Annotated in this window: 20 protein-coding genes; 9 read left to right on the top strand and 11 right to left on the bottom strand. The window is 71.9% G+C overall.

Going from position 1 to position 23,922, the window contains the following annotated elements; translation table 11 throughout:
• Positions 1-2 precede the first annotated feature (2 nt).
• The 4 genes from ACQEUX_RS09935 to ACQEUX_RS09920 all read left to right on the top strand — a co-directional run bounded on the left by ACQEUX_RS09935 (position 3) and on the right by ACQEUX_RS09920 (position 3,830).
• Complete coding sequence (locus tag ACQEUX_RS09935; protein WP_433044536.1) at positions 3-971, top strand: acetylxylan esterase; 969 nt, start codon at positions 3-5, stop codon at positions 969-971.
• A 40-nt stretch (positions 972-1,011) separates the two neighbouring features.
• On the top strand, positions 1,012-1,842 hold the full coding sequence (locus ACQEUX_RS09930; RefSeq protein ID WP_433044533.1) for a M15 family metallopeptidase: 831 nt from the start codon (positions 1,012-1,014) through the stop codon (positions 1,840-1,842).
• Between the two features lie 48 nt (positions 1,843-1,890).
• Positions 1,891-2,397 (top strand): DinB family protein, encoded by a 507-nt coding sequence (locus ACQEUX_RS09925; protein ID WP_433044530.1) that lies wholly within the window; start codon positions 1,891-1,893, stop codon positions 2,395-2,397.
• A 122-nt stretch (positions 2,398-2,519) separates the two neighbouring features.
• Positions 2,520-3,830: an RICIN domain-containing protein gene (locus ACQEUX_RS09920; RefSeq protein WP_433044527.1), complete on the top strand. Its 1,311-nt coding sequence runs from the start codon at positions 2,520-2,522 to the stop codon at positions 3,828-3,830.
• A 45-nt stretch (positions 3,831-3,875) separates the two neighbouring features.
• Here ACQEUX_RS09920 and ACQEUX_RS09915 read toward each other — a convergent pair whose 3' ends face one another.
• Together ACQEUX_RS09915 and ACQEUX_RS09910 are read right to left on the bottom strand one after the other, a co-directional pair.
• A complete protein-coding gene (locus tag ACQEUX_RS09915; protein ID WP_433044524.1) occupies positions 3,876-4,841 on the bottom strand; it encodes a helix-turn-helix transcriptional regulator in 966 nt (321 codons plus the stop codon).
• 46 nt (positions 4,842-4,887) lie between these two features.
• Positions 4,888-6,447, bottom strand: coding sequence for a glycosyltransferase family 39 protein (locus tag ACQEUX_RS09910; protein ID WP_433044521.1), 1,560 nt, complete (start codon positions 6,445-6,447; stop codon positions 4,888-4,890).
• A 244-nt stretch (positions 6,448-6,691) separates the two neighbouring features.
• Here ACQEUX_RS09910 and ACQEUX_RS09905 point away from each other — a divergent pair, with 244 nt between their 5' ends.
• Complete coding sequence (locus ACQEUX_RS09905) at positions 6,692-8,686, top strand: GTP-binding protein (RefSeq protein WP_433044518.1); 1,995 nt, start codon at positions 6,692-6,694, stop codon at positions 8,684-8,686.
• Positions 8,687-9,047: 361 nt separating this feature from the next.
• Positions 9,048-10,247 (top strand): RtcB family protein, encoded by a 1,200-nt coding sequence (locus ACQEUX_RS09900; RefSeq protein ID WP_433044515.1) that lies wholly within the window; start codon positions 9,048-9,050, stop codon positions 10,245-10,247.
• Positions 10,248-10,297: 50 nt separating this feature from the next.
• Here the strand turns inward: ACQEUX_RS09900 and ACQEUX_RS09895 are convergent, their stop codons facing one another.
• The 6 genes from ACQEUX_RS09895 to ACQEUX_RS09870 form a co-directional block, all read right to left on the bottom strand.
• Positions 10,298-11,089 carry a maleylpyruvate isomerase family mycothiol-dependent enzyme gene (locus tag ACQEUX_RS09895; RefSeq protein WP_433044512.1) on the bottom strand — a complete coding sequence of 264 codons (792 nt, stop codon included), beginning with the start codon at positions 11,087-11,089 and terminating at the stop codon, positions 10,298-10,300.
• Positions 11,090-11,197: 108 nt separating this feature from the next.
• Positions 11,198-12,691, bottom strand: a complete 1,494-nt coding sequence (locus tag ACQEUX_RS09890; RefSeq protein ID WP_433044509.1) for an MFS transporter — start codon at positions 12,689-12,691, stop codon at positions 11,198-11,200.
• A 33-nt stretch (positions 12,692-12,724) separates the two neighbouring features.
• Positions 12,725-13,354, bottom strand: coding sequence for a TetR/AcrR family transcriptional regulator (locus ACQEUX_RS09885; protein WP_433044506.1), 630 nt, complete (start codon positions 13,352-13,354; stop codon positions 12,725-12,727).
• A gap of 137 nt (positions 13,355-13,491) precedes the next feature.
• Positions 13,492-14,145 carry a Gmad2 immunoglobulin-like domain-containing protein gene (locus tag ACQEUX_RS09880; RefSeq protein WP_433044503.1) on the bottom strand — a complete coding sequence of 218 codons (654 nt, stop codon included), beginning with the start codon at positions 14,143-14,145 and terminating at the stop codon, positions 13,492-13,494.
• 242 nt (positions 14,146-14,387) lie between these two features.
• Positions 14,388-15,836 carry an ATP-binding protein gene (locus ACQEUX_RS09875; RefSeq protein WP_433044500.1) on the bottom strand — a complete coding sequence of 483 codons (1,449 nt, stop codon included), beginning with the start codon at positions 15,834-15,836 and terminating at the stop codon, positions 14,388-14,390.
• 13 nt (positions 15,837-15,849) lie between these two features.
• Positions 15,850-16,530: a response regulator gene (locus tag ACQEUX_RS09870; RefSeq protein WP_433044497.1), complete on the bottom strand. Its 681-nt coding sequence runs from the start codon at positions 16,528-16,530 to the stop codon at positions 15,850-15,852.
• A gap of 224 nt (positions 16,531-16,754) precedes the next feature.
• On the opposite strand from ACQEUX_RS09870, the gene ACQEUX_RS09865 reads away from it, so the two are divergent.
• Positions 16,755-17,150, top strand: a complete 396-nt coding sequence (locus ACQEUX_RS09865) for an L-rhamnose mutarotase (protein ID WP_433044494.1) — start codon at positions 16,755-16,757, stop codon at positions 17,148-17,150.
• Positions 17,151-17,205: 55 nt separating this feature from the next.
• Here ACQEUX_RS09865 and ACQEUX_RS09860 read toward each other — a convergent pair whose 3' ends face one another.
• Complete coding sequence (locus tag ACQEUX_RS09860; RefSeq protein ID WP_433044491.1) at positions 17,206-19,560, bottom strand: AbfB domain-containing protein; 2,355 nt, start codon at positions 19,558-19,560, stop codon at positions 17,206-17,208.
• 323 nt (positions 19,561-19,883) lie between these two features.
• Between ACQEUX_RS09860 and ACQEUX_RS09855 the strand changes: the two genes are divergently transcribed.
• A complete protein-coding gene (locus tag ACQEUX_RS09855; RefSeq protein WP_433044488.1) occupies positions 19,884-20,711 on the top strand; it encodes an SAM-dependent methyltransferase in 828 nt (275 codons plus the stop codon).
• 124 nt (positions 20,712-20,835) lie between these two features.
• Here ACQEUX_RS09855 and ACQEUX_RS09850 read toward each other — a convergent pair whose 3' ends face one another.
• Positions 20,836-21,408 (bottom strand): AMIN-like domain-containing (lipo)protein, encoded by a 573-nt coding sequence (locus ACQEUX_RS09850; RefSeq protein ID WP_433044485.1) that lies wholly within the window; start codon positions 21,406-21,408, stop codon positions 20,836-20,838.
• Positions 21,409-21,559: 151 nt separating this feature from the next.
• Positions 21,560-22,819: an MFS transporter gene (locus tag ACQEUX_RS09845; RefSeq protein WP_433044482.1), complete on the bottom strand. Its 1,260-nt coding sequence runs from the start codon at positions 22,817-22,819 to the stop codon at positions 21,560-21,562.
• 108 nt (positions 22,820-22,927) lie between these two features.
• Here ACQEUX_RS09845 and ACQEUX_RS09840 point away from each other — a divergent pair, with 108 nt between their 5' ends.
• Complete coding sequence (locus ACQEUX_RS09840) at positions 22,928-23,875, top strand: DUF5937 family protein (protein WP_433044479.1); 948 nt, start codon at positions 22,928-22,930, stop codon at positions 23,873-23,875.
• The last annotated feature ends 47 nt before the right edge of the window (positions 23,876-23,922 follow it).

Raw genomic sequence — 23,922 nt, 5'->3', positions numbered from 1 at the left:
GCGTGTACACCGACCTACCTGAGGACCAACTGCGCGGCTACCGCGGAGTGGTCCGGGAACCGGCGGACTTCGACGATTTCTGGGCCGGCACCCTGGCGGAAGCCCGGGGTGCCGGCTGGCCGGTGCGGGCCGAGCCGGTCGAGACCGGGCTGGCGAGCATCGACGTACTCGACGTGACCTTCGCGGGTTTCGCCGGCCAGCCCGTGCGAGCCTGGCTGCGGCTGCCCCGCGGCGTCGACACGGCGTTGCCGACCGTGGTCCAGTTCGCCGGCTACGGCGGTGGGCGCGGGCACCCGCTGGAGAACCTGCTCTGGGTGTCGGCCGGGTTTGCGCACCTGCAGATGGACACCCGGGGTCAGGGCTCCGGGTGGAGCCGGGGTGACACCCCGGACCTCGGCGCCGCCGGCCCGGAGGCGCCCGGAGTGGCCACCCGGGGCATCGCCGATCCGAGCACCTACTACTACCGGCGGCTGATCACCGACGCCGTCCGGGCGGTGGACGCCGTCCGGACCCTGCCGGTGGTGGACCCGACCCGGGTGGCGGTGCTCGGGCACAGCCAGGGCGGCGGGTTGGCGCTCGCGGCCGGCGCACTGGCACCCGGGGTGCGCGCGGTGGTCGCGTTCGTGCCGTTCCTCTGCGACATCCCGCGCGCGGTGGTGACCACCGCCGCCCGCCCGTACCGGGAGATCCGCGACTACCTGGCGATCCACCGCGGCGCCGAGGAACAGGTGTTGACCACCCTCGCGTACGTCGACGGGGTCAACTTCGCCCGGCGCTGCCGCCGCCCGGCGCGGTACTCGGTGGCGTTGATGGACGAGATCGTGCCGCCGTCGACGGTCTACGCGGCGATCAACGCCCACGCCGGGCCGACCGAGGTGGCGGTCTGGCGGTACAACGGCCACGAGGCCGGCGGCATCGACGACGACGAGGCGGCGCTGCGCTTCCTGCGGGGGCACCTGGCCGAGGGCTGATCCCGCACAACGCCCCGGCCAGGGCTGATAGACAGGACTGGTGCGCAACCGCATCGCCGCCGTGCTCGCGCTCGCCGTGCTGCTCGGCGGCTGCTCGCGGCCGGAGCACCGCCCGGCGCCGGCCGTGCCGCAGCCGACGCCGGTGAGCCCCACCCCCACCCCGTCCCCCGCCGAGCGGCTGCCGGGGTTCGTGGTGCTGACCGACCTCGACCCGCGTATCCACGCCGACATCCGGTACGCCACGGCGCACAACTTCGTCGGCCGGCCGATCACCGGCTACCCGGAGCCGCTGTGTCTGCTCACCCGGCAGGCGGCCGAGGCGTTGCGCCGCGTGCAGGACGCCGCGCTGGCTGGTGGGCACAGCCTCAAGGTGTACGACTGCTACCGCCCGCAGCCGGCGGTGGACGAGTTCGTCGCCTGGTCGAAGCGCCCCGGTGAGCAGCAGACCAAGGCCGAGTTCTACCCGGACGTGGCCAAGGACCGCCTCTTCGCCGAGGGCTACATCGGCGCGCCCACCGCGCACAGCCGGGGCAGCACCATGGACCTGACCCTGGTCGACGAGCCCGCCGCCAGCCAACCCCCGTACCGGGTCGGGCAACCGCTGGTCGCCTGCACCGCGCCGCGCGGGCAGCGCTTCGCCGACAACAGCATCGACATGGGCACCGGTTTCGACTGTTTCGACGCCAGGGCGCACACCGCCGACCCCCGCATCACCGGGACGGCGCGGGACAACCGCCGGTTGTTGCAGCGACTGATGACCGACGCCGGGTTCGTCAACTACGACCGTGAGTGGTGGCACTACAGCCTGCGCGACGAGCCGTACCCGGACACGTTCTTCGCCGCGCCGGTCGCCCGCTCCTCCGTCGGCTGACCGCAGCCCGCCACACCGCCCCCGATGCCATCCGGCATGATTCTTTCAATGACCACCGAACGGATCGGCCCCCCGGTCACCGGCGACGAGCGGGAGACCCTGCGCGCCTTCCTCGACTTTCACCGCGCGACGCTGGCCCTCAAGTGCGACGGCCTCTCCGACGAGGAACTGCGCCGGCAGTCGATGCCGCCCTCCACGCTGTCCCTGCTGGGTCTGGTACGGCACATGGCCGAGGTGGAACGCGCCTGGTTCCGGCGGGTCATCGACGGCGAGGACATCCCGTTGGTCTGGTCGGAAGCCGGCGACTTCCAGAAGGCGTACGACGCCAGCTCGGCCACCCGTGCCGAAGCCTTCGACGCCTGGGAGCGCGAGGTCGAGCATGCCCGCCGGATCGAGCGGACGGCCGCGTCGCTCGACGTGACCGGGCACAACGTCCGCTCCGGTGAGACCGTGTCGCTGCGGCTGGTGATGCTGCACCTGATCCACGAGTACGCCCGGCACAACGGTCACGCCGATTTCCTCCGTGAGGGCATCGACGGCACCGTCGGCGTCTAGCCGGCCGGTCCGCGATTGACGCCGTTCGGCGTGAGGCATAACCTCTCATCTATCTGTAAACCTTGTGAACAGATGGTTCACGTCGACGCGGCGGCGCGCGTCCCGACCGAAGGGACGATCAGGTGATCGCAGAACTCTCCTCCCGTACCAGACGGATCTTTTCGCTGTTCGTCGCCCTCGTCGTCGCGCTCACCGCCGGCGTCGCGGTCACCGCGTCGCGCAGCGCGCAGGCCGCGCCGACGTTCAAGGTCCTGGCCTTCTACAACGGCACCTGGGACGCCGCGCACATCGACTTCGTCCGCGACGCGCGGGCCTGGTTCCCGCAGGCGGCCGCCCAGTACGGCTTCTCCTGGGAGGCCACCAACAACTGGAGTCTGCTGAACACCGCCAACCTGGCCCAGTACAAGGTGATCATGTTCCTGGACGACGCGCCGCCCACCGCGCAGCGCGCCGCGTTCCAGCAGTACATGCAGAACGGCGGGGCGTGGCTGGGCTTCCACGTCAGCGCGTGGACCGACAACCCGTCGAGCTGGAGCTGGTACTACAACACCTTCCTCGGCACCGGCTCGTTCCAGACGAACACCTGGGGGCCCACCCGGGTCACCATGCGCGCCGACAACCGCACCCACGCCGCCACCCGCAACCTCCCGGCGACGTTTCCCTCGTCGATCAGCGAGTGGTACTCCTGGAGCAACGACCTGCGGCAGAACCCGAACATCGACATCCTCGCCTCGGTCGACCCGTCCAGCTTCCCGGTCGGCACCGACCCCAACCAGTCCTGGTACGGCGGCTACTACCCGCTGGTCTGGAGCAACCGGCAGTACAGGATGCTCTACGCCAACTTCGGCCACAACGCGATGGACTACAGCACCAACACCGGCCTCTCGTCGACCTTCGACAGCGCGCAGCAGAACCGGCTGCTGATCGACGGGCTGCACTGGCTCGCCGGCATCGGCACCGTCCCCCCGACGACGCCCCCGCCGACCGACGGCCCGATCTCGCCGACCGCCTGGCACACCGTGGTCAACCGGGGCAGCGGCAAGTGCGTGGACGCGCGGGCCGCCGCCAGCGCGAACGGCACCGCCATCCAGCAGTACGCCTGCAACAGCAGCGCCGCCCAGCAGTACCAGTTCGCGCCGACCAGCGGCGGCTACCTGCGGGTGAACAACCGCAACAACAGCGCTCAGGTGCTCGACGTGACGAACGTGTCGACCGCCGACTCGGCGCCGATCCAGCTCTGGTCCTACAGCGGCGGCAACAACCAGCAGTGGCGGGCCGAATCGGAGGGCGGCGGCTACTACCGCCTGGTCAACCGTCTCAGCGGCAAGTGTCTCGACGTACCGGGAGCGTCCTTGGCGGACAGCGTCCAGCTCATCCAGTACACCTGCAACGGCACCGCGGCGCAGTCCTTCCGGCTGGTGCCGCAGCCGTAGGACCGACTGCTCCATCCCCGCCAGGGTGGTTCCCGACGTACCGGATCACCCTGGCGCGGGGCCGGCGGCCCGAGCGAACCGGGCGGCGACCCCGCGGATGACGGCGCGCAGCTCCGGTGGGTCGAGCACGTCGAAGTCGACATCGAGGGTGCCGAGGAAGGCGGCCAGGTTGCGCAGCGACTCCCCGCCGGTGTGCAGCAGGCAGCTCTGCTCGTCGATCGCCTCCAGCAGACCCGCCGTCGGAGGGATCCGCTGCGCCATCCGGTCCGCCGACGCGTGCAGGCGTACCCGGGCGGGGTGCGGCCAGGCCGTGGAGCCGACGCCGCGCAGCACGTGCGCGACCGCGTCGCCACCTGGCGGCTCCCGGGGCGCGAAGCGTGGGCCGGCCGGCACGCGGGGCCGGATGCGGTCGGCGCGGAAGGTCCGCCAGTCGGCCCGGTCGGTGTCCCACCCCAGCAGGTACCAGCGCCGGCCGGTGTAGACCAGCCGGTACGGCTCGACGTCGCGCACGGTGGCCGTGCCGTCATGCCCGGCGTAGTCGAAACGCAGGCGCTCGCGGCGGTGCACGGCAGTGGAGACGGCGGTGAGCGTGTCGGCGTCCACGGTGGGGCCGCCGCCCGCCGCGGAGACGGTCGCCGTCCTCAGGGCGTCCACCCGGTGCCGCAGGCGCGACGGCAACGACTGCTCCACCTTGGCCAGCGCGCGTAGCGAGGTCTCCTCGATGCCGGTCACCGAGCCGCCCGCGGCCGCCCGCAGCCCGACGGCCACCGCCACCGCCTCGTCGTCGTCGAGCAGCAGTGGCGGCAGGGCGGACCCGGCGCCGAGCCGGTAGCCGCCGGCGACCCCGGGCCGGGACTCGATCCGGTAGCCGAGGACCCGTAGCCGCTCCACGTCGGCGCGTACGGTGCGGGTGGTGACCGTCAACCGGTCGGCCAGCTCCGTGCCGGACCACTCCCGGCGGGCCTGCAGGAGGGTCAGCAGCCGTAGCAGCCGCACGGACGTCTCCACCATGTCCGCGAGTCTGCCGTACGACCGCCTGGTGGGCTGCTCGTCGTCCTCAGTCGGTGCGCTCCAGGAGGCTGATGCCCAGCAGCGGGTACTGCCACCGCTGCACCTCCCGGTAGCCGTGACCGATCCGCTCCCGCTTGCCGGGTGCCATGTCCCGCAGCGGGTCGGCCGAGGAGTCGGCCCGGACGATCCAGATGCGCGGCGGCGTGCCGAGGCAGCCGGCATCGGGGCATTCCGTTGCCAGGAACCTGCCATCGGTGCGTTGCGGCGCTGTGCGCAACACGTCCGGGGGGCGCGGGGCGGGCAGGTAGCGCTCGTAGATGTCTCGCGGTGACCAGGGGATACTCGGGTGGGTGTCCGGGAATACCACGACGTCGCCGGGTCGGTGGCGGGGCCCGATGACCGCCGCGATCCGGTACGAATCCTGGCTGTGACCAGCGTGCGCGCGGATGGTGACGTGCGCGGGGACGGCCAGGACGACCATCAGGCAGAACGCGACGACGGCCGACGGCCGACCGACGCGGGTCAGGGCGGACGCGGCGAGGACGGCCAGCGCCGGCAGCACGACCAGCACGTAGCGGGCCACCCAGACGTGCAACTGCGTGCCGGCGGGCAGCAGCAGCGACAGCGGGACGAATGCCGCACCGGCCAGGCAGACGTACGCCGGGGCGCGGCGCACGCCGAGGACCGCGAGGACGAGGATGAGCCCGCCGACTGCCGCGGAGTGGAAGAGGCGTTCGGGGAACGCCTGTAGGGCGCCCAGGTTGACCAGCGCGATCCAGGACACCTGCGCCGTCTGCCCGGCACCCCAGACGGACAACGCGAGCGCCGGCAGGGCACCCACACCGGCCGCCGCCACCCACCGGCGCGCTGTCCGCCAGCCCTCGGCACGTCGGGGGAGCTGCCACCAGCCGACCGCGACGGCGTGACCCGCGAGCATGAGCAGACCGTTGAGCGGATGGAGCAACCCGACGAGTCCGACGGTGGCGGCGTACCCGACGAGTCGACGACGCGAGGGCTCCTCCAGCAGCCGGATCAGGCACGACACGGCGACAGCGGCACCGAGGATCACCACGGCGTAGGACCGGGCTTCCTGCGCGTACCGGGACGTCACCGGCAGGACCGCGAAGATCAGCCCCGCGAGCAGGCCCATCCCGGTGCCACCGAGGCGCCGCCCGATCGTGGACACCACCACCGTGGCGAGGGTGATGGCGGCGACCGAGGGCAGCCGCAACGCGACCGTCGATGTGCCGGCCACGGTGGTGTACGCCTTCATCAGGGCGTAGTAGGGAGTCAGGACGGCATCCACCGAGCCGGCGAGTTGCCACAACTGGGACCAGCTCAACCGGACCGCACCCCAGGTGGCCAGCTCGTCGGCCCAGAGCGCCGGGCCGGTCAGCCGCCACAGGCCCAGCACCAGCGCGACCAGCGCGGGGACCGCCCCGCACGCCCGCGTCCAGGGGTTCGGGTACGGCCCTGCGCCGCTCGTGTCGGAGGATGACCGATCCGCGTGCGCCCGGGTGGGTGCTGGTGGGGTGGCGATGGTGCCGGTGCGGTGCAACGGCCAGGTGGCACTGATGGTGGTTCTCCCTGAACAGGGGCGGATCATGCCCGCGCGAATCTAGCCACCGCCGGTGTGCACGAGACGTCACGGAGTCGGACAGACGGTGAACAGGGCATTCGTGGCCACCCCGAGGGCCGGGGATCGGAGGCGCCGGTTAATCGGTTGCCCGGCCCGTGAGCGGACTGCTGAACTACCTGAATCGTCACCAACCTCCAGGGAGTACCAATGCGCGCTGCGTCGATGTCCGACCAGAAGGGATCTGTCGCCTACCTGAAGGACCTGACGCTGCGTGAAAACCCTGAACCTCGGCATCCTGGCTCACGTCGATGCCGGTAAGACCAGCCTGACCGAGCGGCTGTTGCACGACGTCGGTGTGACCGACCAGCTCGGCAGCGTCGACGCGGGCAGCACCCGCACGGACTCCCTGGCGTTGGAGCGGCAACGCGGGATCACCATCCGCTCGGCCGTCGTCTCGTTCGTGCTGGAGGACGTGACCGTCAACCTGATCGACACGCCCGGTCACCCGGACTTCATCGCCGAGGTCGAGCGGGTGCTCGGCGTCCTCGACGGTGCGGTGCTGGTGATCTCCGCCGTGGAGGGGGTTCAGCCGCAGACCCGGGTGCTGATGCGCACCCTGCGCCGACTGCGCATCCCGACGCTGATCTTCCTGAACAAGGTCGACCGGGCCGGGGCGGACCCCGAGCGGGTCGTACGGGCCGTCGCGGAGAAGCTCACCCCGGCCGTGGTGGCGATGGGGTCGGTAGCGGCGCCCGGCACCCGTGGCGCCCACTGCACGCCGTACGGCCCCGCCGATGTCACCTTCACCGATCGGCTGCTCGACCTGCTCGCCGGGCAGGACGACGCGCTGCTCGCCGACTGGGTGGCGGACACGTCGTCGATGCCGTACCCCCGACTGCGCCGCGAGTTGGCGGCGCGGACCCGCCGCGCGCTGGTCCAGCCGGTGTTCGCCGGCTCGGCCATCACCGGCGCCGGGGTGGACGCGTTGATCGCCGGGATCACCGAACTGCTGCCCGGGGTCCAGGGCGACGTCGACGCCGACGTCTCCGGCACCGTGTTCGCCATCGAACGCGGCCCGGCGGGGGAGAAGATCGCCCTGGTCCGGCTCTTCGCCGGCACGATCCGGGTCCGTGATCGGGTTCGCGTGGGCGCGGCCGGCCCGGCGCTGGTCACGGCGATCCGCGTCGCCGCCGACGGGGCCGACGTCGGGGCGTCGTCGGTCGACGCCGGCCACATCGCCCGACTGTGGGGCCTGACGGACGCGCGGATCGGCGACCCGGTCGGCGTACCCCCCGAACGTGGCGGCGCGGACCGGCACTTCGCGCCACCCACGTTGGAGACCGTGGTGGTGCCGGCGCGCCCCGCCGACCGAGTCGCGCTGCACGCCGCGCTGAGCCAACTCGCTGAGCAGGATCCGCTGATCAATCTGCGGCAGGACGACCGGCAGCACGAAATCAGCGTGTCGCTCTACGGCGAAGTGCAGAAGGAGGTCATCCAGGCCACCCTCGCCGACGACTTCGGCGTGGGGGTCACCTTCCGGGAGACCAGCACGGTGCACGTGGAGCGGGTGTGCGGCGTCGGCGCGGCGGTCGAGGTGATCGCCGTGGCGCCCAACCCGTTCCTGGCCACCGTCGGACTGCGGATCGCCCCGGCTCCGACCGGGGCCGGGGTGAGTTTCGGGCTCGGCGTCGAGTTGGGCTCGATGCCACCGGCCTTCTTCGCCGCCGTGGAGGAGACCGTGCGCCGAACCCTGCGCCAGGGCCTGTACGGGTGGCAGGTCCCCGACTGCGAGGTGACGATGACCCACGCCGGTTACTGGGCCCGGCAGAGTCACTCCCACGGCACCTTCGACAAGAGCATGTCCAGCACCGCCGGGGACTTCCGCAATCTCACCCCGCTGGTGCTGATGGAGGCGCTGACCCGTGCCGGGACGCGGGTCCACGAGCCGGTGCACCGCTTCCGGCTGGAGGTGCCGGGCGATGTCCTCGGCACCCTGCTGCCCGCGCTCGTCCGGCTGCAGGCGGTGCCGACCGACACCACGGGGCAGGGTGCCTCGTACCTGGTGGAGGGGGAGATCCCGGCGGGTCGGGTGCACGCGCTGGAGCGCCGTCTGCCCGGGTTGACCCGGGGCGAGGGCGTGTTGGAGACCGCGTTCGACCGGTACCAGCCGGTTCGCGGGCCGGCCCCGATCCGGCGCCGCTGGGACCACAACCCGCTCGACCGCAAGGAGTACCTGCTGGCGGTCGCCCGCCGGGTCGGCCGGTAGCCGGCGGCGTCCACATATCCATTGCGGACGCCGCCCGGTCCGCCTAGCGTCACCGGGGAAGGCCAACAGATCCCACCCCGAGGAGTACGCCGTGTCGCAGCGCGACCGCACCACAACCATCTGGCGTACGCCAGATGCGGGTGCCGCGTTGCCCTCCGGCGCGTGGTACCGGTGTCTCGGCTGGCCCGCCCAGGGCCGGCAACCAGGGCGACATCACCGCTGACGCCAGCGCGTCCGATGTCGCCGCCCACCCCTGAGGTCGGGCGGCCTTTTCGTATCCGACTTCCGTGCCCGGCTGCCCGGCGCGCGATCACTTCCGGTCACCCGCGACGCGGTGCCCGCACGACATGAGGAGACCACGATGGGATTCACCCCTCTCGCCGGTACCCGGGCACCGGTCCGGGTCTGGACCGACCCGTACGCCATCGAGCCGCAGGCCGCCCGGCAGCTGCGCAACATCGGCGCGCTGCCCTGGGTGCAGGGCGTCGCCGTCATGCCGGACGTGCACTTCGGCAAGGGCGCCACGGTCGGCTCGGTGATCGCGATGCGGCAGGCCGTCTCGCCGGCCGCGGTCGGTGTCGACATCGGCTGCGGGATGTCGGCGGTACGCACCTCGCTGACCGCCGCCGACCTCCCGGACGACCTGGCCGGGCTGCGCTCCGCCATCGAGGCCACCATCCCGGTCGGCTTCGCCCAGCGGCAGGACATGGTCGACACGCGCCGGATCCGTGGTCTGGAGCAGGCCGGGTGGGATGACTTCTGGGGCCGGTTCGCCGGCCTGGATCGGCGGGTGGCGCAGCTGGAGACGCGGGCGCGGCGGCAGCTCGGCACCCTCGGCGGGGGCAACCACTTCATCGAGGTCTGCCTGGAGCAGGGCGGCGCCGACGAGGGCCGGGTGTGGCTGATGCTGCACTCCGGGTCGCGCAACATCGGCAAGGAGCTGGCCGAGCGGCACATCGGGGTGGCGCGGCGGCTGCCGCACAACGCCGACCTGCCCGATCGGGACCTGGCGGTGTTCCTCGCCGGCACGCCGGAGATGGACGCCTACCGGCGGGACCTGTGGTGGGCGCAGGAGTACGCGCGGCGCAACCGGGCCGTCATGCTGGCCCTGCTCAGCGGTGTGGTGCGCGAGCACTTCCCGCAGGTCTCCTACGACGAGCCGATCTCGTGCCACCACAACTACGTGTCCGAGGAGAGCTACGACGGGGTGGACGTGCTGGTCACCCGCAAGGGCGCGATCCGGGCCGGCCGGGGCGACCTGGGCATCATCCCCGGGTCGATGGGCACCGGCTCGTACATCGTGCGGGGTCGGGGTAACCCGGACGCGTACTGCTCGGCCTCGCACGGCGCTGGACGGCGGATGTCGCGGGCGCAGGCCAAGCGGACGTTCAGCACGGACGACCTGGCCACGCAGACCGCCGGGGTGGAGTGCCGCAAGGACGCTGGGGTGGTCGACGAGATCCCCGGCGCGTACAAGGACATCACCGAGGTGATGGCCCAGCAGGAGGACCTGGTCGAGGTGGTCGCACACCTCAAGCAGGTGGTCTGCGTGAAGGGCTGACCGGGTGGACGAGCCGCGCGGGCCGGGCGACCGGCCCGCGCGGCACCTGTTCAGAAGCCGGCGAAGACCCGGCGCAGGTCGTCCAGGCTCACCGGGCCGGTCGCCCGCACCCCGTCCGGGGTGTACTGGGCACCCAGTCGTCCGGTGGCCAGCCGCAGCCACGCCTCGGCCGGCGCGGTCAGCTCGCCGTCCGGCTGCTCCGGCGCATCGGTCAGCTCGATCCGCTCGCCCAGCCGCAGCCCGTACGTCCGCTCCGGCGCGTGCAGCCGGAGCAGCAGGGTCGCCTCCCGGCCGGCCAGCTCCTGCGGCCGGCCGGTCCACGCCAGCATGCCGCCGATCTGGTCGAGCAGCAGCGTCACCGCCTCCGGCGTCACCGCCGCGAACGGGTTGAACGCCACCTCGACGTCCCACTGGTGCAGGGCGAACTCGCTGAGCCGGAACCGGCCAGCGGTGGCCACGTCGACCGGCTCCGGCAGGAAGCCGAGGTCGATCCGCAGCGAGGCGCGGGTCTCGGTGTCCAGCGCCTCGTACGCCTCGACCAGCCGCTCGTTGGCGGCGAGGAATCCGGCGGCGTGCTCGGCCGGGGACATCGCGTCCCAGCGCTGCCAGACACCGCGGTTGAAGTCCCCGTCCGGGCCGGGCGTGCCGGTGCGGGCGGCGTCCAGCGACGCCAGGTTGATCTCGGCGCCGCTGCCCAGGTGGCTCAGCACCTGGGACACCTGCCACTCGCTGGCCCCCGAGGGCCGGAGCAGGTCGTCTTCCTTGAGGTCCCGGACGAGCGCGGTGAGCTCCTCGTGGCCCGCGCGCAGAGCTGTGATGATCTGGTCAGCAGGGGTCGGCATGGATCTCCTCAAACGGATTGTCGACAGTGGTCGGGACGCTACCGGAAGCGGGACGCCGGCCGGCCCACCCGCGGTCGGGGCGGTCCGGCCGGCGGCCGTGTCGGTCGCTCAGCCCATGTGCACGGCGTTGCCGGCCGGGATGTCCTCCTTGCGCACCTTCACCAGGACCAGCGTGGCCAGCCCGGCGAGCACGATCAGGGCCGCGCCCCAGGCGAACGCCACGCGGTAGCCGTGCACCAGCGCATCGACCTGGTTGACCGGATTCGGCGCCCGGCCGACCAGATAGGCGGCGACCGCGCTGGTGTAGAAGGTGTTCAGCAGCGCGGTGCCCAACGAGCCACCGATCTGCTGGGTGGCGTTGAGCGTCGCGCTGGCCGCGCCGGCGTCGTGCTCCGGCACCCCGACCAGGGCGAGGCTGGACAGCGGGACGAACGTGAAGCCCAGGCCCAGACCCAGGACCACCTGGGCGGGCAGCAGGTGGGTGAGGAACGAGGTGTTCACGTCGATCTGGGTCAGCACCAGCATGCCCACGGCGGCGAGCGCCGCACCGGCGACCATCAGCGGCTTGGCACCCAGCCGTGGCATCAGCTGGCTGGCCCCACCGGCGGCGATCAGCACACCGACGGTGACCGGCAGCGACGCGAGCCCGGCCTCCAGCGGCTTGTACTGCAGCACCACCTGGAAGTAGAAGGTCAGGAAGAGGAACGCCCCGAACAGGCCGGCGCCGATCAACGTCGAGGTGAGGAACGCCCCGCCCCGGTTGCGGTCCAGGAGGATCCGCAGCGGCAGCAGCGGGTGGCTGGAGCGCAGCTCGATCACCACGAAGGCGGCGAGCAGCACCACGCCCGCGGCGATGAAGCCGAGCGTCGCGGTGGCGTCCCAGCCGTCCTCGGCGGCCTTGGTGAAGCCGTAGACCAGGGAGACCAGGCCGGCGGTCACCACGATCGCACCGGGTACGTCGTAGCGGGTGTTGCCGTGCGCCCGGCTCTCCGGCACCAGCGGGAGCGCGAAGGCGATCGCGATGGCGGCGACCGGGATGTTGACGAGCAGGCACCAGCGCCAGTCGGCGTACTCGGTGAGCACCCCGCCGAGCAGCAGACCGACCGCCGACCCACCGCCGGCGATCGCGCCGTACACCGCGAAGGCCTTGGCCCGCTCGGTGGCCTCGGTGAACAGGACGGTGAGCAGCGCCAGCGCGGCGGGAGCGAGCAGCGCGCCGAAGGCGCCCTGCAGTGCGCGGGCGGCGAAGAGCATCCCACCCGTGGTGGCCAGACCGCCCAGCGCGGAGGCGAGCGCGAAGCCGGTCATGCCCACCAGGAACGTGCGCTTACGGCCCCAGTAGTCGGCGATACGGCCGCCGAGCAGCAGCAGCCCGCCGAAGGCCAGCGTGTAGGCGGTGATCACCCACTGCCGGTTCGCGTCGGTGATCCCCAGGTCGGTCTGGGCCTGCGGCAGCGCGATGTTCACGATGGTGGCGTCGAGGACCACCATCAGCTGCGAGACCGCGATGACCGCCAGGGCGATCCAGCGCCGCGGGTGCGGTGCGCCTGTCGACGTCTCGGCGCCGGGTGCGCCGGGCGCGGTCGAGGTAGTTCCGGGCATCGTGAAGCCTTCCGTGTTGCGAGTGTCGATGAATCAGGCCTGAGACGGGCGGTCGGGCTGGTAGCGGAGTACCGGGATCAGCACCTGGTCGACGACCTGGGTGAGGAACGCGTCATCGGCGGGTAGGCCGTGCGCGACGATGCGGGACATGGTGAGCGCGGGCGCAAGGTCGTGGAACAGCTCCCGTTCGCCGGCCTCGGGCGGGATCTCCCCGCGGGCGGCGGCACGGACCAGGATGGCGGTGCTGCCCACCCGCCCGGCCGGCAGCACCTGGCGGCGTACCAGGCGTTCCAGCTCGGGGTTGGTCCGCATGGCGAAGGTCAACGCCTGCATCAGGTCGCAGTCGGCCACACAGATCGCCGCCGTGACGCGCAGCAGCTCGATCAGGTCGCCGCGCAGCGAGCCGGTGTCGGGCGGGTTGTGCACACCCACGTGCCGGTCGCGCAGGGCGGCGACGACCAACTCCGCCTTGCCGTCCCAGCGCCGGTAGATGGTGGCCTTGCTGACGTGGGCGCGGGCGGCGACGGCGTCGATCGTCATCCGGTCGTAGCCGACCTCGCGCAGCAGGTCGATGACCACGGCGAACAGGTCGCTGTCGGTGCACCGGGGCCCCCGGGCCGCCGGCACCCCGGCACCCGCGCCCACCTGCTGACCACCCAGCACCCGAACCCCCCGCGAAACGATGTCGTACTGACACTAGTTCGTGGTTCCCCGAACGTGCAGGCTTTCGTGAGTTGCGTCCCACCGGGTTAACGAAACGATTGCGTTTCCCCGTGGAGTCGGGCGGGTGAACCCGGTGGTCAGCCGCCGGGCGCGAGGATCACCGGCACGGCCACCGCGTTGATCCGCGAGCCGTCGCGGGCCGACACCTCGTACACCTCGACCGTGCCCCGCTGCTCCCGGGCCACGCGCCAGCCGACCACCACCCGGTAGCCACCCCGGCAGCCGCTGCCGCAGCTGGCGGTGCCGAATCCGGTGGCCACCTCCCGGCCGGCGGCGTCCAGCACCCGGACGCTCACCGTGGCCTCGAACACAGTGGCGGTGCCGGTGACAATCAGAGGGGTGGAGACGCGGTCACCGGGGATGGGGCCGGTGACCACGATCGGCGGCAGCAGGTCCGCGTAGTCCGTCCGGTCGACCGGGGCGGCGTCGTCGACGCGCACCTGACGCACGGTGGGGAACTGGGTGAGCGTCCACACCACCTGCGCCTCGCGTAGCCGCCGCTGGGCCGGATCGTCGGCGGACGGGAGCCGCAGCGTCGCCACACCGTCGGTGATCCGGGTGACCTCGACGCCGGCCGGGACGAGGGTGGTCAGCCCGGTGGCGGCCTCCGCCGGCGTGGGTCCGGCGGCGAGCTCGGTCAGCGCCAGCCGGGACGTCGCCACGGTGGCCGGCCGAGCCCGCCGGGTCGGAACGAGCTGCCCAGCGCGGACGAACCACAGCTCGACGATCACGGTGTCACGGGTACCGGTGCTGGTCGGCCTAGACGGGGTTTCCGCGGGTGACCGTGCTGGGTCCGCTGGCGGGGTGCGGGTCGGATCCGGACGTTCGGTCGGTGCGGCGCTCGACGGCGTGGCGCTCGACGGCGGCGCGGTGGGGGCCGGGCCGAGCGCACCCGAGCGCGGCGTACCGCACCCGGTCACGAGAAGCGCGGCGACGAGGACCGGCGCGATCGCCCTGGCGGCACCTCGCCGGCTCATCGCGCACCGCCCGCCGCCGTGCCGGCCCCGCTGTGCCGCTGCGCGTCGTCGTCGCCCGGTGGCTCGACCGGACCGTGGGCCGGCAGTTCCAGCCGGAAACAGGTGCCGGCGTCGGGTCCGCTGCGGACGCTCAGCACGCCGCCGAGCAGAGCGGCGTTCTCCCGCGCGATGGCCAGCCCGAGCCCGCTGCCGGGCGCGGAGCGGGACGGGTCGACCTTGTGGAACCGGTCGAACACCCGGGCCAGGTGTTCCGCCGGGATGCCCGGCCCCTGGTCGGTGACCTCGAACACGACCAGCAGGCCTGCTCCGACCACGGTGGCCCGGATCTCTCCGCCGCCGTGTTCGATCGCGTTGGCCACCAGGTTGGCGAGCACGCGCTCCAGCCGGCGCGGGTCGGTGCGCAGCGTGACCGGGTCGCCGACGACCAGCACCCGCTCCGACCAACCGCGCGCGCCGACGATCCCGTGCAGCAGCGCCGACGCGTCGACGGGCCCGACGGCGGGCTGCTCCCGACCGGCGTCCAGGCGGGAGATCTCCATCAGGTCCTCGACCAGCTGGCGCAGCCGGACGACGTCGCCGACCAACAACCGTGCGGCCTCTTTCGCGTCGTCGGGCAGCTGGTCGAGGTGCTCGCGCAGCAGCGACGCCGCGACCACCAGTGCGGTCACCGGGGTACGCAGCTCGTGCGCGACGTCGGCGGTGAACCGCCGCTCGCGGGCCTGCGCGGCCGACAGTGCCACGATCTTCGACTCCAGCGCCTCGGCCATCTCGTTGAACGTCGCCGCCCAGACGCTGAACTCGTCGCGCCCGCGTACCGGCAGGCGGGTGGCGAGCAGGCCCTCGGTGAGCGCTCGGGCGGCCCGACTCGCCCGACCCACCGGCTCCAGGGTGCGGCGGGCCAGCGCGTGGCCCACCCCGGCGGCGAGCAACACCACGATCACCCAGCCTGCCACCAGCGCGGTGCGCAGCTGACCCAGGTCGGTGGCGACGTCGTCCTCCACGGTGAGCACGTACAGCTCGGCGGTCGAGCCGGGAATGCGCCCGCCGACCACCAGCAGCCGAGGACGTTCCGCCGGTGCGGAGCGTTGGTAGCCGAGCTGCCCGTCCGCGACCGTGGACCGCAACCGGCTGCCCAGCGCCGGGGCGTACGCGGGGTGCGAGGGGCGGATCGGGCCGTCGACGAGCACCACGTGCCGGCCGCTGGCCTCGAAACTGGTGAGCAGCTCGGTGCCGCGCTGCTCGGTCAGTGGTAGGAACTGTCCGGCGAGGACGAGTTGGTAGCGGGCGTCAGCGGCGGCTTCGTGCAGCGACGCGTCCAACCAGGACTGTCGCAGCAGCAACCCGGTCCCACCGGCGAGCAGCCCGGCGGAGACCCCGGCGACGAGGACGAACGCGATCGTCAGCCGGCGCCGCAGGCGGCCCGGGGTCACCGGGTGTCCGGCCATCGCCGACCTCCCGTCAGCCGGTGGACAGCTTGTAGCCGGCGCCGCGTACGGTCCGGATCAGCCGTGGCTGCGACGGGTCGTCCTCGATCTTGGCGCGCAGGCGCTGCACCGCGACGTCGACCAGTCGGGAGTCGCCGAGGAAGCTGTGGTTCCAGACCAGGTCCAGCAGCAGTTCCCGGGTGAAGACCTGGCCGGGTCGGCGGGCCAGCTCCAGCAACAGGCGGAACTCGGTGGAGGTCAGCGCCACCTCCCGGCCGTGCCGGCGCACCACGAAGCTGCCCGGGTCGATCTCCAGACTGCCGACCTCGATGGTTGTCGACGCGACCGGCGCGCTCGCCCTGCGCAGCACCGAGCGGACCCGGGCCACCAGCTCGGGCAGGTCGAAGGGCTTACGCAGGTAGTCGTCCGCTCCGCACTCCAGCCCGACCACCACGTCGATCGTGTCGGTGCGCGCGGTCAGCATCAGGATCGGCACCTGACCGGTACGCCGGATCTCCCGGCAGACCTCCAGGCCGTCCAGGCCGGGCAGCATGATGTCGAGCACGATCAGATCGACCGGGTGGGCCCGCCACGACGCCAGGGCCTGCCGCCCGTCGACGGCGGTGTCGACCCGGAAGCCGGCGCGGCGCAGACCGAGGGCGGTGACCTCCCGGATGGAGGCGTCGTCCTCGACCACCAGCACGCGGCCCTCCATCACCTGAGGGTAGACCCGCCGCCACGGTGTGCAGTCCTGGCGAAACGGTCGATGTCGGCGGCCCGGCTGGCTCTTCTGCCCGGCATCGTCCGACGGTGCCCGCATGGTGATCTTCGGCACCGCCTGAGGTCAGAAACCCACTAACCTGCTCTGGTCCATCAGCACCGCCTGATCAGCCACCCAGCGCGCGTCGCCCGCCGCGGCCGTCGGTCGGGGAGCGGCCCGTGTCGTGGTGGGTGGCGATCGGGCGCCTCGACCCGACCAGCTCACACGAAGGGCACGACGTGCAACGTTATGGCTGCGTGATTCGGCTCCGCCCGGACCAGCGGGAAACCTACCTGCGGCTACACGCCGCCGTCTGGCCGAGCGTCGAGCAGACGCTCCGTGCGGCGAACTTCCGCAACTACACCATCTTCCTGCACGACGACCTGCTCTTCGGCTACTACGAGTACGTCGGTGACGACTACGACGCCGACCAGCGGCTCATCGCCGCGGACCCGCAGACGCAGGAGTGGTGGAAGCTGACCGATCCGTGTCAGGAGTCGCTCGCCGAGCCCGGTTCGGGGCACTGGTGGGCTCCGATGCGGGAGATCTGGCACTTGACCGACGCGGCTGAATGAAACTCGGGTGCCCGCCGGGGCCGGCCGACGTGGCCGGTCCCGGCGGGCACGCCGGTCAGGGCGTCCAGGGAACGGCGATGTTCCAGGTGCTGTCGACCGTCCACAGGGCTGGCGTGTTGTACGCGTCGCCGCCGGCGCCGTTGCTGAGCCAGACCTCCGAGTTGTGGTGCCGTAGGTACCTGCCTCGGAAGTTGTACGACTCCAACGACACGCCGCTGCCGCTCAGGCCGACCCGGGCGCACCAGGTGGCGTCCGCGCGTAGCAGTGCGGATCCATCGTTCGGCGAGTTGCGGACCCGGGAGTCCTGGTGCCGCAGATACTGCCCCGGATAGTTCACCGACTCGAACGAGTAGCAGTTGGTGTCGGCCGGGCCGGGCCGGATGGTGTACGTGGCGTCGTTCTTCAGCAGGGCCGAGCTGCCGGCGTCCACCACCTCGGTGTAGGCCAGGCTGTCCTGATGCCGCAGGTACCTGTTGGTGTAGCCGGGCGTGGTGACCTGCAACGACCTACGCGTGTCGACCGGTAGGGCAACGGGTGCGGAGCTGCCGATCGACTTCGAGGCGTTGATGAGAGCGGTGTTGACGGCGCGGACCCGGGCCTGATCCATTTTGGTCACTTGCCGGTCGTAGGTGAGGAAGCCGTTCAGTTCCCCCTCCTGATCGGTGATCTCCGTGTAGACGGAGGCGCTCAGTCCCTTGCCGAGCATCAGGTTCTGGGTGCCCTGCACCAGCCCTACGTAGCGATCGGTGAGCGTAGTCGAGGTGGGTTGCCACTCGTAGGCGAAGAACTGGCCGTTCGGGCTGTATTCGTGGCCGGGCGCGCGCAGGCCCAGACCCCCGAACTCGCCGAGTACGGCGATCCGGCTGCTCGACGGCGAGGGTGAGTCCGGCCCCAGGTAGGCGTGCCAGTCGTCGATGTCGCCGTTGCCGGGGTTGCCGAGCGACTGGCAGCAGTTGTAACCGCTGTGGGTGTTGACCAGCCGGGTGGGGTCCTGGTTCTTGATGTTCTGCCCGACCCGGCGGGTGTCGGCCAGGTTTCGCTCGCCCCAGCCTTCGTTGTAGGCGGTGTAGGCGATGACCGCGGGGGAGCTGCGGTGCTCGTCGACGATCTCGCGTGCCTCGGTCTCGAACTGCGCCTGCTGGGCATCGGTGGCGTCGATGGTCTGCGCGGTCATCGACGGGATGTCCTGCCAGACCAGCAGGCCAAGGCGGTCGGCGTGGTAAAACCAGCGCTGCGGCTCGACCTTGATGTGTTTGCGCACCATGTTGAAGCCGAGGTCCTTGTGCTTCTGCAGGTCGAAGGCGAGTGCCGCATCGGTCGGCGCGGTGTACAGCCCGTCGGGCCAGAAGCCCTGGTCGAGGGTGCCGACCTGGAAGACGAACTGACCGTTGAGCTTCGGCCGCAGCACTCCGTTCACCAGGCCCGTACTGATCTCCCGCATCCCGAAGTAGTGCGTGGTGCGGTCCAGCGTCGCACCGCTGGCGTTGCGCAGTGTGACCCGCAGGTTGTAGAGGAACGGATCGTCGGGTGACCAGCGGCGGGCACTGGGCACCGGCACGCTGAAGTCGGTGAAGCCGCCGGTGGCCGAGCCGACCACCGTGGCACCGTTCAACGCCTCGGCGAGCACACTGTGACCGCCGACGTCGCCGCGGGTGAAGACCCGCACCCGCAGGGTGTTGGTGGCCAGGTTGGGGTAGACGTCCACGCTGCTGATCGACGCGGCCGGCACGGGCTCCATCCACACCGTCTGCCAGATGCCGGAACTCGGCGTGTAGAAGATCCCGCCAGGCTGCTTCGTCTGCTTGCCGATCGGGGGCAGGCTACCGCCCTGCCCGGTGTCGGTGGGGTCCCACACCCTGACGACGATCTCGTTCGTGCCACCGTTGAGCTGCGGGGTCACGTCGAAGGCGAAGGCGTCGTAGCCGCCGGTGTGCGCACCGACCCGGATGCCGTTGACCCAGACGGTGCTCTGCCAGTCGACCGCGCCGAAGTGCAGCAGAGTCCGCCGTCCCGACCAGTTCGGCGGGACGGTGACGGTACGCCGGTAGAGGAGGTAGTTGCGGTTGTCGTTGGCGGCCCGCTGGATCCCGGAGAGGGCGCTCTCCACCGGGAACGGGACGTTGACCCGCTCGGGCAGGTCGGTGTTGAACTGCGGGCTGTCGTCGGTGACGGACTGGCGCAGTTGCCACTCACCATTGAGGTTGAGCCAGTCCGGTCGGGTCATCTGCGGTCGCGGATACTCCGGCAGCGGTGTGCCGGCCAACGCCCGGCTGGTCCACGGGGTGGTCAGTGGCGGCGTCTTGGCCGGTGCGGCCTGTGCCGGTCGGGCCGGTGCGGCGAGGACGCCGGCGATCAGGGCGAGGACGAGCAGCAGGGGCGGGACGGGGCGGATGGGGACCTGACGTGTCATGCCGTCTCCGGGGGGCGAGTCGCCGCGGGCGGTGCAGCTGTGCCCGAAGCGCGGGTGGTGGGCGTCGGGTGGTAGCTGAGCAGGGACGCGGGATGTCGCGGGACTTCCATCAACGAGCAATGGCAATCATATTGACATGCATCGTTGACTGTCGAACGTCGTGACGGCGGAATCCGTGCCGCCGAACGCATCCCGGGCGGCCGGGTGGTGGCGCGGATCTTCCAGCTTCTATACCGTGGCACGGTCACGGGCCGTTGCTTCCTCGGCAGTGCTGTCCGCGACGGAGGCGTGTACGCGGTCGACATGGGGGGTTAGTCGTGACCATGGATTCTCGGGCAACCGGCTCGCCGGAGGCGGGCGAGGCCGAGGTGCAGCAGAAGATCGACACGTCGGTGCCGCATTCGGCGCGGATCTGGAACTACTGGCTCGGGGGCAAGGACAACTTCGCGGTCGACCGCGAGGCCGGCGACCAGTACCGGCAGGTCTTCCCCGGGGTCGTCGACGTCGCCCGTGCCTCCCGGCAGTTCCTGGTCCGCTCGATCATGTTTCTCGCCGGTGAAGCGGGCGTCCGCCAGTTCCTCGACGTCGGCACGGGGCTGCCGACGGCCAACAACACCCATGAGGTGGCGCAGCGGATCGCGCCGGACGCGCGGATCGTCTACGTCGACAACGATCCGTTGGTGCTGGTGCACGCCCGTGCGCTGCTGGTCGGCGCGACCGAGGGCAGGACCGCCTACATCGACGCCGACCTGCACGACCCTGCCGCGGTCATCGCCGAGGCCGGCAAGACGCTCGACTTCCAGCAGCCGATCGGTCTCATTCTCAGCGGTGTCATGGGCCACGTGCCCGACTACGAGACGGCCCGGTCGATCACGCGGCGGCTGCTGGCACCGCTGCCGAGCGGCAGTTACCTCTCACTCAACGACGGCACCAGCCTGATCAGCGCGGAGATGCAGCAGGCGCAGGACGACTACAACGACAGCGGAGCGGCCCCGTACACGCTTCGCTCGCCCGACCAGATCGCCGGGTTCTTCGACGGCCTGGCACTGGTGGAGCCGGGTGTCGTGGCGTGCCCGCAGTGGCGACCCGACGACGCGGTCGACACGCCTGCCGACATCGACGCCTTCGGCGGGGTCGGCCGCAAGCCCTGACACTCCCGCGCCCGCCTCCTGCGGTAACAGCGCAGGAGGCGGGACCCGGCTGGTGGAATGCCGGCCGTCACCGCGCCGGCTCTCCAATCTCCTCAAAGTACGAGGGCGTGGCCTCCCGGGTCGGTCACCACTGGTGGGCGACGTCGAGGACGATGCGGCTGTGTGTGCCGGGGCCGGCGAGCACGAACACACGGAACGGCAACCGAGCCCGTACGCCGACCGCGAAGGTGCTGTAGCCCTCGAAGCTGCCGCCGAAGACGACGTCGCGCAGCGTCGAACAGCGCAGCAGGTTCGCGACATGCTCACCGACCGCGTACGGCAGGGTGCCCTGGTGGGCGTCGTCGTACGCCGGGGCCCGCAGCGAGACCCGCAGCAGCGCGCCTCCAGCGGTGTACGGCGACAGCGCCAGCCCCTCGCCCTCGGTCCACGTCTCGCCGTAGCCGACCGCGTAACCGTCGACCGGGCCGGCGAACTCGAACACCACCCGGTCGTGGCAGTCGTGCCGGCCGGTTCGTACGTCGACCAGCGGGGGGCCGCTCAGTGCGCCCGCCGACTTCTCCGCGCTGCCCCAGGTGATCCCGCAGTACGGCGACGCCGCCGTCGCCGTGGTGGTGCCCGCCGCGGTGCTGCTGCCCGCGCCGGCGACCAGCCCGGCGAGGACGACCGCCAACGCTGTGAGTGCGCTCCTGATCCTCATCGTGGTCTCTCCGTTCGATGCTCGGGGCCACGTCGCGGCGGCGCTGCCGGTGACCCTCTGCCATGACGGTGGTCCCGCCCCGGCACGGCCACTTCGCTGCGTCGTAACAGCCACGTAACGGCGGTCGACGCGGTGCCGTGGACGGCCCCGGTCAGTCGGTCCCGGGTGGCCGGCGCAGCGTGCGCAGCGGCGAGCAGAACACCGGAAGCCAGGTCAGCGCGTTTGCGGTCGCGCCTACCACCAGCGCGGTCCGCACGTTCGCGTACTGGCCGAGCAGGCCGGCGGCCACCGCGCCGATGGTGAGTGCCCCGGTGAGTAGGAACCGGAAGGTGGCATTCATCCGGCCGAGCAGCGCGTCTGGGGTGGCGCCCTGGCGCAGGCTCACCCCGATGACGTTGCCGACCCCGGTTCGCCATGCCAACGCCAGCCAGCCGAGCGCGGCCAGCCAGAGCATCGGCCCGGTGTCGATCAGCGCGACCAGCCCACCGAGCGGGGCGACGAGCAGACCGGGCAGCCAGAGCGTGCGGCCATGACCGATCCGCTCGGCGAGGGGGCGTGCGCTCAGCGCACCGAGCAGGGCGCCGACTCCACCCGCGCCCAGGAAGAGGCCGTGAGCGGCGGCACCCAGCCCCAGCTCGCGCAGGAAGACCACCGGCAGCATCGTGGTGGTGAGCTGCATGGTCAGGTTGATGCTCGCGGTGGAGAGGGCGAGCGGGCGGAGCAGCGGGTTGTCGAGCACGTGCCGGACGCCGGCGACGAGTTGCCGCGCGAACCCGCCCGTCGCCCGCGACCCGAACCGGCGGGGCGCGTCGGTGCGGATCCGGGCGAGGAGCGCTCCGGAGACCGCGAACGTCACTGCGTCCAGCACGATCGCGACGGGCGCGGTGAGCGCCTGTACGACCAGCCCGCCGAAACCTCGCCCGGCGATCTGCATCGTCGCGTTCGTGCTCAACATCAGGGAGTTCGCCGCGACCAGACGATTCCGGCCGACCAGTTCCGGCAGGTAGCTCTGTGCGGCGACGTCGGCGAAGACGGTGCCGACGCCGGTCAGCAGCACCACGAGGTAGAGCTGCGGGATGCTCAGCCAACCGGCCCACCACGCCACCGGCACGGACGCGACCAGTGCTGCCCGGGTCAGGTCCGCGGTGATCAGCACCGCACGGTGCGGCAACCGGTCGACCCAGACTCCGGCCGGCAGGCCGATCAACAGGAAGGCGGCCGTGCTCAGCGCGCCGAGCAGCCCCACCTGGCCGGGGGTGGCCGCGAGCAGGGACACGGCGAGCACCGGCACGGCGAGTTGGCTGACGTGGAAGCCGATGCCGTCGACGAGGGCGGCGGTGTAGAGCAGCCGGAAAGAGCGGGGCCAGGGACCGGCGCGGTGGTCGGTCGGCGTCGCGGTCGGGGTGGTCATGCCGCCCACCGTGCCGGCCGTACCGGGCGAGACCGATAGATTTGGCCCTCGCCGAATCTGTCGGGGGCGCCAATGATGCTGGTCGGGCTGGAAGCCCGCGATCTGGCGATGACACGCTTCGCGATCTCGCCACTGTGGGAGGTGATCGCGAGCGTCCGGATCGTCAAGCAGCCGCACCGGTTCCCGGAGCACCTGCCCTGGTGCGGGCGTGTCCGACCCCGCCTGGCCGGGCTGGACTGGCGGCTCCTCGCCGACCTGGTGCAGATGCCGACCCTGGTCATTCCGACGTTCGTCTGCCCGCCCCCGACCACCTCCCAACCCGCTCTCGACGTGGAGCTGGCGACCCTCGCCGCCACCCCGCCCGAGGCGGTACGGGCAGGTCTCGACGCACTTCCCGGCCCCCGTTCGTCACGGCTGGCCGCGCTCTACGCCGAGCCGGCCGCCGAGCTGACCCGGCTGACGGAGACGATCCGCGCGTACGCCGACGCGGCCATCGGGCCCTACTGGCCCCGGATGCGCACCCTGTTGGAGCGGGAGGTGCTGCTCGGCGCACGACGAATGGCCACCGACGGGGTGCACGGCCTGCTCAACCACCTCGACCCGTATGTGCGGCTGGAGGCCGAGACGCTACGGGTGGATCACATCGCCGTGGCCGGCACGGCGCGTCTCGACGGGCGGGGCCTGCTGCTCGTCCCGTCGGTCTTCACCGGCCCCCGGGTCTGGTCCAACTTCGGCTCCCCGGGGCAGCCGGTGCTGCGCTACCCGGCCCGTGCGGTGGCGACCCTGTGGGAGCGGGATCCGGCCCCCCAGGGGCAGGGTCTGGCCCGGGTGCTGGGACGAACCCGCGCCACGCTATTGCACGAGCTGGCGGTGCCGACCTCGACCCTGGAGCTGGCCGACCGCTGTGGGCTCACCTCGGGCACCGTGTCACAGCATCTGGGTGCACTACGCGATGCCGGTCTGGTGAGCGCCCACCGCGCCGGACGTTTCGTGCTGTACGCCCGCACGACTGCGGGCGAGGCGCTGATCACCGCGGGCGGCGCTGCCACTTTCTGACTCCGGTGGACAGGCTCGCCACCGCCGGACGCTCGATCACGGATTTC

Origin of the sequence: Micromonospora sp. CA-259024 (genome assembly GCF_050936255.1) — a bacterium.
Classification (GTDB): domain Bacteria; phylum Actinomycetota; class Actinomycetes; order Mycobacteriales; family Micromonosporaceae; genus Micromonospora.
The sequence above is the reverse complement of the archived record's forward strand: the minus strand, read 5'-3'. Positions and strand labels throughout refer to the sequence as shown.

Bases quoted from the DNA above. Each gene is read 5' to 3' on its own strand.
- ACQEUX_RS09840 (WP_433044479.1), top strand. From the start codon at position 22,928: ATGACACGCTTCGCGATCTCGCCACTGTGGGAGGTGATCGCGAGCGTC.
- ACQEUX_RS09860 (WP_433044491.1), bottom strand. From the start codon at position 19,560: ATGACACGTCAGGTCCCCATCCGCCCCGTCCCGCCCCTGCTGCTCGTC.
- ACQEUX_RS09870 (WP_433044497.1), bottom strand. From the start codon at position 16,530: ATGGAGGGCCGCGTGCTGGTGGTCGAGGACGACGCCTCCATCCGGGAG.
- ACQEUX_RS09845 (WP_433044482.1), bottom strand. From the start codon at position 22,819: ATGACCACCCCGACCGCGACGCCGACCGACCACCGCGCCGGTCCCTGG.
- ACQEUX_RS09895 (WP_433044512.1), bottom strand. From the start codon at position 11,089: ATGCCGACCCCTGCTGACCAGATCATCACAGCTCTGCGCGCGGGCCAC.
- ACQEUX_RS09910 (WP_433044521.1), bottom strand. From the start codon at position 6,447: ATGATCCGCCCCTGTTCAGGGAGAACCACCATCAGTGCCACCTGGCCG.
- ACQEUX_RS09875 (WP_433044500.1), bottom strand. From the start codon at position 15,836: ATGGCCGGACACCCGGTGACCCCGGGCCGCCTGCGGCGCCGGCTGACG.
- ACQEUX_RS09850 (WP_433044485.1), bottom strand. From the start codon at position 21,408: ATGAGGATCAGGAGCGCACTCACAGCGTTGGCGGTCGTCCTCGCCGGG.
- ACQEUX_RS09925 (WP_433044530.1), top strand. From the start codon at position 1,891: ATGACCACCGAACGGATCGGCCCCCCGGTCACCGGCGACGAGCGGGAG.
- ACQEUX_RS09900 (WP_433044515.1), top strand. From the start codon at position 9,048: ATGGGATTCACCCCTCTCGCCGGTACCCGGGCACCGGTCCGGGTCTGG.
- ACQEUX_RS09890 (WP_433044509.1), bottom strand. From the start codon at position 12,691: ATGCCCGGAACTACCTCGACCGCGCCCGGCGCACCCGGCGCCGAGACG.
- ACQEUX_RS09915 (WP_433044524.1), bottom strand. From the start codon at position 4,841: ATGGTGGAGACGTCCGTGCGGCTGCTACGGCTGCTGACCCTCCTGCAG.
- ACQEUX_RS09855 (WP_433044488.1), top strand. From the start codon at position 19,884: ATGGATTCTCGGGCAACCGGCTCGCCGGAGGCGGGCGAGGCCGAGGTG.